This is a genomic window from Bifidobacterium longum subsp. longum JCM 1217 (assembly GCF_000196555.1).
In the GTDB taxonomy this organism is placed as follows: Bacteria; Actinomycetota; Actinomycetes; order Actinomycetales; family Bifidobacteriaceae; genus Bifidobacterium; species Bifidobacterium longum.
The window spans coordinates 573487-587194 of the sequence record NC_015067.1; the positions used below are offsets into that span (position 1 = coordinate 573487).

General features: G+C 60.0%; 11 protein-coding genes. 9 read left to right on the forward strand and 2 right to left on the reverse strand.

Annotated elements, in window-relative coordinates:
• Positions 1–64 precede the first annotated feature (64 nt).
• Entirely contained in the window at positions 65–1078 is a 1014-nt protein-coding gene (locus BLLJ_RS02275) for a LacI family DNA-binding transcriptional regulator (protein WP_013410313.1), read from the forward strand.
• A 119-nt stretch (positions 1079–1197) separates the two neighbouring features.
• On the opposite strand, the gene BLLJ_RS02280 is transcribed toward BLLJ_RS02275, so the two are convergent.
• The gene (locus BLLJ_RS02280; protein ID WP_013410312.1) at positions 1198–2898 is read right to left on the reverse strand and encodes an alpha-N-arabinofuranosidase; all 1701 of its coding nucleotides are present in this window, start codon (positions 2896–2898) and stop codon (positions 1198–1200) included.
• Between the two features lie 159 nt (positions 2899–3057).
• On the opposite strand from BLLJ_RS02280, the gene BLLJ_RS02285 reads away from it, so the two are divergent.
• From BLLJ_RS02285 to BLLJ_RS02295, 3 genes are all read left to right on the forward strand, one after another.
• Entirely contained in the window at positions 3058–4410 is a 1353-nt protein-coding gene (locus BLLJ_RS02285) for an ABC transporter substrate-binding protein (protein WP_013582425.1), read from the forward strand.
• A 331-nt stretch (positions 4411–4741) separates the two neighbouring features.
• Positions 4742–6085, forward strand: coding sequence for an ABC transporter substrate-binding protein (locus BLLJ_RS02290; protein ID WP_007053697.1), 1344 nt, complete (start codon positions 4742–4744; stop codon positions 6083–6085).
• Between the two features lie 115 nt (positions 6086–6200).
• On the forward strand, positions 6201–7622 hold the full coding sequence (locus BLLJ_RS02295) for an ABC transporter substrate-binding protein (protein WP_032682473.1): 1422 nt from the start codon (positions 6201–6203) through the stop codon (positions 7620–7622).
• A 59-nt stretch (positions 7623–7681) separates the two neighbouring features.
• Here BLLJ_RS02295 and BLLJ_RS02300 read toward each other — a convergent pair whose 3' ends face one another.
• Positions 7682–8452 carry a type III pantothenate kinase gene (locus BLLJ_RS02300; RefSeq protein ID WP_007051273.1) on the reverse strand — a complete coding sequence of 257 codons (771 nt, stop codon included), beginning with the start codon at positions 8450–8452 and terminating at the stop codon, positions 7682–7684.
• A gap of 125 nt (positions 8453–8577) precedes the next feature.
• Between BLLJ_RS02300 and BLLJ_RS02305 the strand changes: the two genes are divergently transcribed.
• From BLLJ_RS02305 to BLLJ_RS02325, 5 genes are all read left to right on the forward strand, one after another.
• Positions 8578–10197, forward strand: coding sequence for an ABC transporter substrate-binding protein (locus tag BLLJ_RS02305; RefSeq protein WP_007053695.1), 1620 nt, complete (start codon positions 8578–8580; stop codon positions 10195–10197).
• 64 nt (positions 10198–10261) lie between these two features.
• Entirely contained in the window at positions 10262–11239 is a 978-nt protein-coding gene (locus tag BLLJ_RS02310) for an ABC transporter permease (protein ID WP_008783137.1), read from the forward strand.
• Complete coding sequence (locus BLLJ_RS02315; protein WP_007057803.1) at positions 11236–12138, forward strand: ABC transporter permease; 903 nt, start codon at positions 11236–11238, stop codon at positions 12136–12138. Before BLLJ_RS02310 ends, BLLJ_RS02315 begins: the two co-directional genes overlap by 4 nt.
• Complete coding sequence (locus BLLJ_RS02320) at positions 12135–12926, forward strand: ABC transporter ATP-binding protein (RefSeq protein WP_013582427.1); 792 nt, start codon at positions 12135–12137, stop codon at positions 12924–12926. The genes BLLJ_RS02315 and BLLJ_RS02320 overlap by 4 nt, the downstream gene beginning before the upstream one ends.
• A complete protein-coding gene (locus BLLJ_RS02325; RefSeq protein WP_008783136.1) occupies positions 12919–13704 on the forward strand; it encodes an ABC transporter ATP-binding protein in 786 nt (261 codons plus the stop codon). The genes BLLJ_RS02320 and BLLJ_RS02325 overlap by 8 nt, the downstream gene beginning before the upstream one ends.
• The last annotated feature ends 4 nt before the right edge of the window (positions 13705–13708 follow it).

The following is a 13708-nucleotide window of genomic DNA, read 5'->3' on the forward strand; positions in this document are numbered from 1 at the left end:
CGTTTTCGTATCTCCAGCAAAGTCGGGTAGGGTGGTCACCGTGCGAGGCAAAAACAGAGTGACGATGGCGGACGTGGCCCATGAGGCCGGTGTTTCGGTAGCCTCGGTGTCTAATTTTCTGAACAAACAGCCATATATGAGCGAGGCGATGGCCGCGCGTATTGCGGAAGCCATCGACAGGCTCGGATACAAAGTCAACTCGTCGGCCAGAAACCTGCGTTCCGGGCGTACCCGGTTGCTCAAGCTGGTCATTCCCGATCTGCGGCAGGTGTACTTCTCCGAACTCGCCGAGGATATTCTGGCCGAGGCCCGGCAACATGGCTACGGCGTCATCGTGGAATCCACCACCAACAATCGTGCCCGCGAGCTGGAAAGCATCGCATCGATGGGCACGCACAGCGCGGACGGGCTCATCTTAAGCCCTCTGATGATGACGGTTGACGATATCGCGGCTTTGGATGGCGATTACCCGCTCGTGCTGTTGGGTGAACGTTTGTTCGGCGTCAACGCGCCGCACGTAGTGATTCGCAATCGCGAAGGGGCCGCCGCCGCGACTTATCACCTGCTTGATGCCGGTTGCCGCCGCATCGCCGTAGTCGGTGCCGTGCCCCACCCCGAGCACGATTTCTCGTCGGGCTCCATCCGCACCCACGGATATCGTGAGGCGCTGGCCGCGCGCGACATCCCCTGTGATGACAGTCTGCTTATCGAAACCCAAGGCTGGGGGAGCGCCGACGGTTTGGCCGCGGTGGACACCATGCTGGAGAGTGGCCTGCAATTCGATGCCGTGTTCGCTTTGAATGACTTGCTGGCGTGGGGCGTGCTGCGTGAACTGCGCGAACGCGGCGTTGCCGTGCCGGATGATGTTCGCGTCATCGGCTTCGATGACGTGGAGGAATCGGCCTACATGGTGCCGTCTCTTTCCACCGTTAACCCCGGCAGGGAAGCCATCGCCCGACTGGCCGTCGAATCCATCATCCAACAGGTCGAATCCGGCAGTCGCGCTCCTGCCCAAACCATCGAGGCCCCCTATAGCCTCTCCCTGCGCGAGTCCTCGCCGGCGTTGGCCTGCGCCTGATGAATCCATGGTTCGAAATATCCGAAGTGAATGACAAGGCCCGTCAATCGTATGGTGATTGACGGGCCCTGGTCGTATTGGACTTGACTGTACTTGGTACGGGCGTGACTCTCCGTCTTTTAGCCGTGGAATTCCACGCTGATCCAGGAGATGGCGGGAAGCGTTGCCGTGCAGGTGCCGGTGGCGTTCATCGCAATGTCGAGCGGTTGCGGCGTGACGGCTTCGGGCGCTTCGGCGGTGTTGGTGCGGTACGGATCGTCCTCATGCAACAGTTGCGCCTTGCCGAGCGCGAGCGTGCCGAGACCGGGCAGGCCGGGCAGCCCGGAAAGGTCGATGGTGAGCGTGTGCGGGGTGTTGGCGTCGCGGTTGACGGCAAGCAGCAGACCGGTGCGGGCCTGTTCATCCCACGTGACTACCGCGTCGATGGCCGGCACGTCGCCGTATGCCTCGGTATGGATGGTGGGGGAGCTGATGGCCGGAGCGTAGGCCTGGCCGCGCGCGTGAAGGGCGGCTTCGGCGAACGGGTAGAACGTGGTCTGCCGCCATGCCGGGCCGTGTTCCTCGGCCATGATGGGGGCGATGACGTTGACCAGCTGGGCGCGCGAGGCGGAACGCACGCGATCGCAGTGCTTGAGCAGGGTGATCATCAGGGAACCTTCGACCACCGCGTCGGCCGCGGTGTAGATGTCTTCCAGCAAATGTGGAGACTTGGGCCATGGCTCGTGGTGCAAACCCTGCGCGGCCTCCGCCTTCCACTGGTCTTCCTGCTCGTTCCACTTGTCCGAATACCATACGCCCCATTCGTCGAAGGACAGGGCGATGTCTTTGGTGCCGTTATTGGCTTCGCGCGCCTGATCGGCCGCGTCCGAGACGGTGGCGATGAACTTGGTCATGTCTTCGGAAGAGGCCAGGAAGTCCTGCATGGAGGCGGCGGCCCGGGTTTTATGGCCGCGGTCGAAGTAGTAGGCATGGCAGGAGACGAAGTCGAGATTCTCGTAAGCCTTGGTGAGCACGGTCTTCTCCCACGTGCCGAAGGTCGGCATATAGGCACCCGAGGAACCGCAGGCCACGAGTTCGAGACCGGACTCGGCGAGCTTCATGGCGTGGGCCACCTTATCCACCGCGCCGGCATATTCTTCCGGGCTCATGTGGCCCACCTGCCACGGGCCGTCCATTTCGTTGCCGATGCACCACATCTTGATATCCATCGGCTCCTCGATGCCGTTGGCCACGCGCTGATCCGCCCAAGCGGTGCCGGGCGCGCCGTTGACATACTCGAGCTCGTCGAGCGCGGCTTTCAGCCCCCGGGTGCCCATGTTGACGGCAAGCATGATTTCGGTGCCGGCTTTCTGGCTCCAGCGGTAGAAGTCGTCGATGCCCATCTCGTTGGTTTCGGTGCAATGCCAGGCCAGGTCGCGGCGCATGGGGCGATTCTCGCGTGGACCGATGCCGTCTTCCCAGTTGTAGTTGGATACGAAATTGCCGCCGGGGTAGCGCACGCAGGTGACGCCCAGCTCCTTGACCAGGTCAAGCACGTCTTGGCGGAAGCCGTTTTCGTCGGCGGTGGGATGGCTGGGCTCGTAGATGCCGCCGTAGACGCAGCGGCCCAGATGTTCTACGAATGAGCCGAACAGACGCGGGGGAACGTCGGCTACCGGAGTGGCGTCGGCGTTGAGGGCGATGCTGGCGTCCGGCGTGGTTGCGTTGCCAGTTGTGGAGACGTTACTGGCCGTGGTGCCGGCGGCGGTCGGCGCCGGGCTGCTTTCCTGCTTGTCGGGATGGGTGGTTTCGGCGGAATACTGGCTGTTGTGAGTGGTCATGAGCGGGATGCATCTCCTTCGGTTTGCGGTTAGTCACCATGGTGCGACGTGTCGTGTTTGCGTAAACATAAAACATGTGGTACCGTTTCTTAAAACGATACAAGACTTGGAACAAAACGCCAAGTCCCGTCGTTTCCAATAACAAGGAAGGAAAGAACGATGAAGTTCGGCAAGAAGACAATTGCCCTGATTGGTGCTGTGGCCATGCTCTCCTCTGTAGCTGCCTGCGGTTCCACTTCTGCCGGGGATGGCGGAAGCACCGGCTCCTCTGATAAGAAGGTCGAGCTGACCGTGTGGTCCTGGGATTCCACACTGCCTCGTACGGTCAAGGGATTCGAGGCCAAGAACCCGAACATTAAGGTGAAGGTGACCAACGCCGGCACCAACAAGGACGAGTACAACGCACTGTCCAATGCCATCGAGGCAGGCTCCGGTGCTCCGGACATCGCCCAGATCGAATACTACGCACTGCCCGAATACGTGATTCGCGGCCACCTCGAGAACCTTTCCGATCTCGGTGCCTCCGATTTCAAGGACTTCTACACCCCGGGCACGTGGTCCTCGGTGAACATCAATGACGGCGTCTACGCCCTGCCGATGGATTCCGGCCCGATGGCCTGGTTCTACAACAAGGGCGTCTTCGACAAGGCCGGCGTCGATCCGACTCAGGTGCGCACGTGGGACGACTTCTACGAGGCCGCCAAGAAGATTCGCGCCGTGGACTCCTACATCACCTCCGATTCCGGTGACGCCGGCTTCTTCGACTCCATGACCTGGCTGGCCGGCGCGACCCCGTTCGAGACCTCCAAGGACGGCGGGACCGTGACCATCAACCTGACCGGTGACAAGAACGTCAAGACCTTCACCGACTTCTGGCAGAAGATGATCGACGAAGATCTCATCGACACCAAGACCGTCGGCTGGACCGACGATTGGAACAAGGGTCTGGATGACGGCTCCATCGCATCCCTGCTGACCGGCGCTTGGATGCCGTACAACCTGCTTTCCGGCGCTCCGAACGGTGACGGCAAGTGGCGCATCGCCCAGATGCCGACCGCAGACGGCTCCGAGACCAACTCCGAGAACGGTGGTTCCTCGCTGGCCATCGTGAAGTCCGACGACAAGGACAAGGTCGCCGCCGCCTACAAGTTCATGGAATACGCCTGCCACGACGCCGAGGGCATTAAGACCCGTGTTGACGGCGGTGCCTTCCCGGCCGACAACGACACCCTCAAGTCCAACGACTTCCTCAACATGACCTCCCTGACCGACTCCGACGGCAAGGCCCACGAGTACTTCGGCGGTCAGAAGTTCAACGAGGAGCTGGCCAAGGCCGCAGCCAATGTGTCCACCGGCTACAAGTTCCTGCCCTTCGAGGTCTACGCTCGCGGCAAGTTCGGCGACTACGCCGGCGATGCCTACACCGGCAAGACCACGCTCTCCGATGCCGTGGCTTCCTGGCAGAAGGACCTGCAAGATTACGCCAAGCAGCAGGGCTACCAGGTGAAGTAACGGCAATCACAGCAGACTTCCTCCTGTGGTTTCTGTAGCGGGAGGTTGCGATAACAGGGTCGGGCACTCTTCGGAGCGCCCGATTTTCTTATGCCATGGGAGCAGTGGCGCGCGGATTGCGATACCAAGATGGCGTGTTGCCGAAGAATGTGTATAATAAAAGATGTTATCGCAACCATAGCTACAAAGTGGCGAAACAAAGCCGTTTTGTGACTACTGAACCATAGAGTGATGGTTCACGATAGCATGACGACGAGGAGAGTTGCCATGCTGTTGTGGTGACAATCACTGCAGACCGCCGAAAGGCGATCCAAGGAAGGAGAACAGAACGATGAAGTTCACCGTTGCTAAGAAGGCCATTGCACTTACCGGTGCGGTTGCCATGCTGGGTTCCGTTGCCGCCTGCGGTTCCGACACCGCCAGTGGCAAGCCGGCTCAAGATAAGGACGTTACCGAAATCACCGTGTGGGCTTGGGAGCCCACGCTGACCCAGGTTGCCAAGGACTTCACCAAGAAGACCGGCATCAAGGTCGATCTCAAGAACGTCGGCACCAACACCAAGGAATACACCCAGCTTGATAACGCCATCGAGGCTGGCTCCGGTGCTCCGGACGTCGCTCAGGTTGAGTACTACGCCATCCCGCAGTACGCCATCAAGGGCAACCTGCTGGACATCACCGACAAGACCTCCGGCTACTCCGACTTCTACACCCCTGGCCCGTGGGCTTCCGTGCAGTTCGCCGGCAAGGTCTACGGCCTGCCGATGGATTCCGGCCCAATGGCCTTCTTCTACAACAAGGAGGTCTTCGACAAGGCCGGTGTTGACGCCGAGCAGATCAAGACCTGGGATCAGTACTACGACGCCGCCAAGAAGATTCACGCTCTGGGCGACAACTACTACATCACCTCCGACACCGGTGACGCCGGCTTCTTCGACTCCATGACCTGGCTGGCCGGTGCAAAGCCGTTCCAGACCTCTTCCGATGGTTCCGAAGTCACCGTCAACCTGACCGAGGACAAGGGCGTCAAGACCTTCACCGACTTCTGGCAGAAGCTGCTGGACGAGGGCCTGCTCGACACCAAGACCGCTGGCTGGTCTGAGGACTGGTTCAAGGGCATGGTCGACGGCACCATCGCCTCCCTGTTCACTGGCGCTTGGATGCCTGCCAACCTGGCCAACTCCGCTGCTGACGGCGCTGGCAAGTGGCGTGTGACCCAGATGCCGACCGCTGACGGCTCCACCACCAACTCCGAGAACGGTGGTTCTTCGCTGGCTGTGCTCGCCTCCACCAAGAAGGCTGACGCTGCTTACCAGTTCATCGAGTACGCCAACCACGGCGACGGCGTGGCCACCCGTGTGGCCGGCGGTGCATTCCCGGCTGACAAGGCCTCCATGGAGTCCGACTCCTTCAAGAACACCACCACTGTGAAGAACGCCGATGGCGAGGACGTTGACTACTTCGGTGGTCAGAAGTACAACGAGGTTCTGGCTCAGGCTGCTGAGAACGTGTCCTCCGACTACCAGTTCCTGCCCTACGAGGTCAAGGCCCGCACCATCTTCGGCGACTACCTTGGCAAGTCCTACACCGGCGACCAGAAGCTGACTGACGGTATCGCCGCTTGGCAGAAGGCACTGCAGGATTACGGCAAGGATCAGGGCTTCACCGTGAAGTAAGCCTTGAACCCTCGCTGAGACTGCCTAGCTAATCTCACCTGATACACAAAGCCTCGTGACGAATCCCGTCACGGGGCTTCTACCGTTTTAAGCCCCGCCTAGTACACTCGTCACCATGCGAGTGATCGGACAGCGAATCAAAAGAATGGCAACCATAGCAGTGACTGCCATCCTTTCCGTATCCTTGGCCTCGTGCGGGCAGTCCACCACCGATAACCGCACGGAAATCAGCGTATGGAGCTGGGAACCGAGCATGGGCGAGGTCATCCGCCGTTTCGAAAAAGCCAATCCGGACATCCGCGTGAAATGGACCAACATCTCCGGCTATGGCAATCTCAACACCGCCATTCAGGACGGTTACGGCACGCCGGACGTGGCTCAAATCGAATACTATGCACTGTTGCAGTACGCGGTCTCCGGCCAATTGCTTGATCTGACCGACAAAATCGGCTCGGATTATTCCAACTTCTTTACCCTCGGCACATGGTCGTCCGTGCAGCTCGCCGGCCGTACCTACGGGCTGCCCATGGATTCGGGCCCGATGGGCTTCTTCTACAACGAAGACGTGTTCCGCCAAGCCGGCGTGGACGCCACCAAGATCAAGACTTGGGATGACTACTATGAGGCTGCCAAAAAGCTCAAGGAGATTGGCGTGTACATCGCCGCCGACTCGGGCGATGGCAGCTTTTACGATGCCATGGTCTGGCTCGCCGGCGGCCAGCCGTTCCACACGTCGGCCGACGGCAAAACCGTGACCATCGATTTGGATGAGGACGCCGGCACCCAACGGTTCACCGAATTCTGGCAGAAAATGATCGATGAGGGGCTTGTTGACACCACCTCCGCCACATGGTCCGACCGATGGAAGCGCCGTGTGGGCACCGGTACCATCGCCTCCGTATTCTCCGGAGCCTGGATGCCGTCGCTGCTGCTGTCCAATGTGCCGGGCGCGGCCGGTCTGTGGCGCGTGGCTCCCATGCCCACCTATGATGGCCAGCCCACCAACGCCGAAAGCGGCGGGTCGGCACTGACCGTACTGCAATTGACCCGTAAGCCGGATGCGGCTTATCGTTTCGTGGACTTTGTGGCGCATGACGCCCAAGGCATTAGCGCGCGTGTGGATGGCGGTGCTTTCCCGGCCGATTATGCCACCCTGAATTCCGCTGATTTTTTGGATAAAACCACGATTACCAATGACCGGGGCATTGAAATCCCGTATTTCGGCGGGCAGAAGTTCAACCGTGTACTGTCGGAGGCCGCCGAGGATGTGTCGGTCGGATACCAGTATCTGCCGTTCGAAGTGTATGCGCGCAGTGACTTCAAATCGACGGTGGGCCAGGCATACGAGTGGTCCGGCAGTTTCCACGCCTATCAGCAGCGACAGGAAGCCATTGAGATGGGTATGAAGGACAAGGAAGGCAACCCGCTCGAACCATTGGAGAAGCCCGGCAAGAGAGTCAGTCTCTCCGACGGCCTGGCCCAATGGCAGAAAGACCTCCGAGAATACGGCCTCAATCAGGGCTTTACGATTAAGTAGGGATTCGGGGTTGGATCGGAATCGACCGCGCTATACGCGGCCGATTCCTGCATACTACGTCACTTCACATTGCGCGAGTAGATGTGCGCCATGCCCTTGAAAATCAAATCCGGGTCATACACGTCAATCAGCTCGGTGTCATTCTCAAACACTCGACCGAGGCCACCGGTGGTGATCACCTTGAAATCCTCGCCTCCGAGCTCTTTGCGGAACTGACGAATCGTGCGCTCCACACCGCCCAAGAACGTGTAATACAAACCGGCCTGCATGCAGGTCTTGGTGTTGGTGCCCAGAATCGTATCTGGTCGCGTAATTTCCACTTCCGGCAGCTGGGCCGTATCTCCCCACAGAGCGGCCGCACCGGCACGGATGCCGGTGGTGATGACGCCGGAATCGACCACGCCCTTGTCGCTCACGTGTGTGAACGTGGTGGCGGTGCCGAAATCAGCCACCAGCACTGGGCCGCCATACTCGTAATAGGCACCGGCGCAGTCGGCCAGAATATCCGCACCCAGCGATTTCGGATCGTCAACGCGCACGTTCATACCGGTCTTGATGCCCGGTCCCACCACCATCGGATCAATGTCGAGGAATTTGACGATGGACGAACGGAAGGAGTGCATCACTTTCGGCACCACCGAACAGATGATCACATCGTCCACATCGGATGGCTGAAAACCGCTCATTCTCAGGAATTCAGTCAGAAACAGCCCATACTCATCAGACGTATGGTTGGCTTTGGTGGTGATGCGGTAGGTGCCGGCGATGGTATCGCCATCCAAAAAGCCCAGCACGATGTTCGTATTGCCGATATCAACGGCGACCAGCATGATAACCCTCCAGATTCAAGATGGATTTCATGCGCAATTCTACAGTCCCATGGCTATGATGGCCTGCGGTGGTCGACCCAGCGTGGCGGCCAACCGTAGAACACAACATATACAGAGGAAGAACCATGTCTCAAGACAATGGTGCGCACATCGAAGACGGCGCAACCACAGATGCGAGCCTTGCCTCGCGTGCAAAGAATCCGAAAAAAAACGGCCCGAAGTGGTGGCTGATCTCACTGATTGCCGTCATCGTGGCAGTGGCGGTCGTCATCGGCGTCACGCTCGCTTTCGGCGGTAAGAAAGATGACAAGTCGGCCTCGTCCAGCAACCAATATGCCGACACCGTGACCATCGGCCTCAAACTGGCCCCCACCAATCTGGACATCCGCAACACCGCCGGCTCCGCGCTTGACCAGATCCTGATTGGCAACGTATACGAAGGCATCGTGGCACGTGACTCCAAGAACCAGGTCGCTCCCGCCATCGCCTCCAGCTGGGAGACGTCCAAGGACGGCCTGACCTACACCTTCCACCTCAATAAGAACATGACCTTCTCCAATGGCGACAAACTTGACGCCGAGGACGTGGCCTGGTCCATCAACGAGCTGATCGCTAAGGGCTACCACGACGCCGACGCGCTCGCCGCCGTCAGCAAGGTGGAGGCCAAGGACGCCGACACCGCGGTGATCACGCTCAAGACGCCGAACTCCAACCTGTTGTGGACCCTGACCGGTCGCGCAGGGCTCGTGTTCGACAAGGATGCCAAGTATGACCTGAAGACGCAGGCCGTCGGCTCCGGCCCCTACACCGTTGCCAAGTTCGTGGAAAACAGCTCGATCACGCTGAAGGCCAATGAGAAGTACTGGGGCAAGAACAAGGCCAAGACGCCCACTGTGGTCGTCAAGTATCTGGCCGACGACAACGCCGCGGTCAATGCGCTGAAGTCCGGTGACGTGCAGGTGCTCGCCCCGATTACCGAGAACCTCGCCGAACCGTTCAAGTCCGATTCCGCCAAGTACACGGTCAAAGCCGGCAACGGCACCGACAAGTTCGTGCTCGGCTTCAACAACGCTTCCGGTTCCAAACTGGCTGACAAGCGCATTCGTCAGGCCATCCGTTACGCCATCAACCACAAGGAGCTCATCGCCTCTCGCGGCGGTGCGGACAAGGCGCTCGGCGGCCCGATCCCGTCTCTCGACCCCGGCTACGAGGATCTGACGAATCTGTACCCGTATGATCAGAACAAGGCCAAGTCGCTCATGGCTGAAGCCGGCTATTCCACCGACAAGCCGCTTCAACTTACGCTGACCTACGCCAACATCTACGGCACCGAGCTCGGAGACCAGCTGCGCTCCCAGCTCAAGCCCCTCGGCATCGACCTGAAGGTGAATGTGGTGGAGTTCTCCACGTGGCTGCAGGATGTGTACACCAACCACACCTTCGATATTTCGCTGGTGGACCACAACGAAAGCCACGACTTCGCATCGTGGACCGATCCGACATACTATTTCGGTTACGACAACAAGAATGTGACCAAGCTGTACAACGAGGGTGTTGCCGCCACCTCCGACAAGGAGCGTGATGCCAAGTTCGCCGCGGCCGCCAAGCTTGTCTCCGAGGATGCGCCGGCCGACTGGCTGTTCAACTACCGCATCACCACCGCCACGGCCAAGGGCGTTGAAGGATTCCCCTTCGACCTCAACCAGACCGTTCTGCCCCTCTACAACGTGACCTACACGAAGTAGTTCGTTACAGCAATGAGCTCCCTCAGTGAGGGGGCTCATTGTTAATCCAAGTAAAGTAGGCATTATGCGATTCGTGTTGAAACGGCTGGCGTTATTCGTGGTGGCGTTGTTCGGCCTGTCCGTGGTGGTTTTTGCAGCATTGCGCATTCTGCCTGGCGATGTGGCCTCCGTGATGGCCGGCGTCAACTCGCCGCCTGAGCGTGTGACCCAGCTACGCGAACAACTCGGTCTGAATCGGCCATTGATTGCACAATACTTCGATTGGATGAGTGCGCTGGCCCGTGGTGACTTCGGCACTTCAATCCTGACTGGTCGCTCCGTAACCTCCTTGGTAGGCGCACGTGCGTCCATCACCTTTCCCCTGATTATTCTTGCCCTGCTCATCGCCTTGGTCATCGGCTTGCCGCTGGGCTGTGCGGCGGTACTGGCCCGCAGCGCAACGGTGCGTGCGGTGTTTCATGTACTGGCTATTGTCGGCGGTGCCGTACCTGCGTTGTGGGGCGGTCTGCTGCTGATTCTGTTGTTCGGGCGCGGCGTAGGATTGCTTGATGTGTTTCCCTCGCAAGGGTTCCCGCTGGATGGTTGGGGCGCACCCGGTTCGGCGATATCAGCGTTGGTATTGCCGGCTGTATCGGTCGGCATCATCGTGGGAGCATCGCTTATGCGATACACGCGCGCGGCCTTAGGGGATTTAGCCAGTTCCGGCTACATCGATATGGCACGCTCGTGTGGCATGACGCGCACTCAGGCGGTGTTGCGTGTGGGATTGCGGTTGGCAACCCCGCAGCTGGTGTCTGTTATCGGGCTGACCTTCGCTTCGATGGTCACTGGCGTGATGGTCATCGAAAACCTGTTTGCGTTACCGGGCATCGGCAACGGTCTTGTGACCGACGTGGGCAACCGCGACCTGATTGCCGTGCAAAGCGAGCTGTTCCTGCTGGCCGCGTTCTTTTTGACTGTCGGCCTCGTGGTCGATTTGTTCCACCGCGTGCTCGACCCGCGTCTGAAAACCGCTACCGCCATTACGGAGGTGACCGCATGAGCAATGTTCGTCGTGCGACGACTGGTGGTCGACGGGCTGCCTTCGTCATCGTCCTGCACTCTATGTGGCGTCGTGCCGAGGGCAAATTCGCACTTATCGTGCTCGCTCTGTGGTTGCTCATTGCCATCGTTTCCCTGTTCTGGACCCCGCAATCGCTGTGGGCCACTGATGGCTACCATGTATGGGCCAAGCCGTCCGCCGAGCACTGGCTCGGCACTGACGGCACCGGCGCGGACGTGTTCAGCTGGCTGCTGGCCGGCTCACATACCAATCTTGTGATCGTGCTGCTGACCGTAGTGGCATCTATGGCTTGGGGGCTGCTGCTCATCGCGGCCATGGTGGCACGCAATGCGGCGCTCGCCAGTTCTTCGGTAGTGGTAGTTGATGCGTTGATTTCCGTTCCCACCGTGTTGATTGCGTTGATTCTGGCTGTGCCGTTGGGAGCGTCAATCGCGGTGATTGTGATCGCCTGCGGCTTCGGATATGGGTTGAATCTGGCTCGTGTGGCTCGCCCCGCAGCGTTGCTGGCGGCCCGCTCGTCGTATGTGGAATCGGCCTTGGCCAATGGTGCCAGCGGGTGGCGTGTGCTCATAAGCCATGTTATGCCGAATATTCTGCCGGTATTGGCTGTGCAACTGTCATTGTCGGCGGGCACGGCGGTGTTGGCTGAGTCGGGGCTCACTTATCTCGGTATCGGTGTGCCGTCCGGTGTGCCGAGCTGGGGGCATTCTCTGGCCACTTCGGTCAAACTCATCAACGTGTTCCCATTAACCGTGGTGTGGCCCGGCCTGATCGTCACGGTTGTGGTTGTGGCGCTGAATATTTTTGGTGATGTGCTGCGCGATGCCATCGATCCGGTCACCAACCCCGCATTACGTGAAATAGGAGGCGAACGATGAGCGTCGATGTTCGCGGGTTGAAAATCACGATTGGCGGCAAACCAATCGTCTCTGATGCGGATATGACCATTGCCGACGGTGAACGAGTCGGCTTGATCGGTTCTTCAGGCTCCGGAAAATCTATGATTGCCAAGGCGATGCTGGGGTTGCTGCCCCTGACCGCTGTGACTAATGGGTCGATTGATATGGGCAGCACGGAAATTATCGGAGCTTCCGAACGTGCGCTTGCCGACCTGCGCGGCCGGTATGTGGGTGCGGTGTTCCAGAATCCGGCTGCCTCGCTGAACCCGGTGATGACCGTGGCGCAGCAGATCGCCTTGCCATTGCGGTTGCACTATGATCTGACCAAGGTCGAACGAGCCGACCGAGTGAATGCCTTGTTGAGCAAGGTCGGGCTGGATCTCGATATGGCCGGCAAATACCCGCACGAACTGTCCGGCGGCCAACAGCAGCGCGTGGGCATCGCCACGGCGCTGATCACCTCACCGCGATTCATCATCGCGGACGAACCCACCACCGCACTCGACTCCATCACGCAACGCCAGATCGTGGACCTGCTGACCTCGCTGGTGGACGACGCCGGTGCCTCCATGCTGTTCATCACCCACGATTTCTCCGTACTCGCGCGTGCCACCACCCGCTGCTACGTGCTGGACGCCGGCCGCATCGTCGAATCCGGACCCACCGCCGACCTGCTCGCCGCGCCGACCACACCACAAGCCCAGCGCCTGGTCGCCGCCGCCCAAACCCTCACCCTCCACACCCCCAAGGAGGATTCGCATGAGTAACAGCAGTGTGCCGCTCCTCTCCGCCCACTCCATCACCAAATCCTTCGGCCCGCGCACCGCACGCCACCAAGTCCTCTTCGACGTCTCCGCCGACGTCCACGCCGGCGAATGTCTGGCCGTGATCGGCGGCTCCGGATCCGGCAAATCCACGCTGACCCGCATTATGCTGGGCTTGGAATCCGCGGACTCCGGCAGCGTGGAATACGAGAGCCAATCCATTGTCGGCGGCCGAAAATCGCCGGGATTCGCGGCCCTGCGCCGCGAATCGGGACTGGTGTTCCAGGACCCGTTCTCCTCGCTCGACCCACGTTGGCGAGTCGCCAAATCAGTGGCTGAACCGCTGAGTCTGCAACGGCGTGACCTGAACAACACCGATATCGACGAGCGAGTGGCCGCGGCTCTGACCATGGCAGGCCTTGAACCGGCAGACTTCCTGAACCGGTACCCAATCGACCTGTCCGGCGGCCAGGCGCAGCGCGTGGTCATCGCCCGCGCTATCATCAACGAGCCCAAAGTGATCCTCGCCGATGAGCCGATGAGCGCCATCGACGTGGCCGCGCGCATTCAGATCCTCGACACCTTCGCCGCCATCCGCGCGGCCCGGCCGAGCACCGCCATCATCATGGTCTCCCACGATCTCGGCGTGGTACAGCACATCGCCGACCGCATCCTCGTGCTCCATGACGGGCGTCTCGAAGAGACGGGTTCCACCGCTGAAGTGCTCGGCAACCCCCAATCCGATTACACCCGTCAGCTCATCGAGGCAGCCTCGTTATAGACCT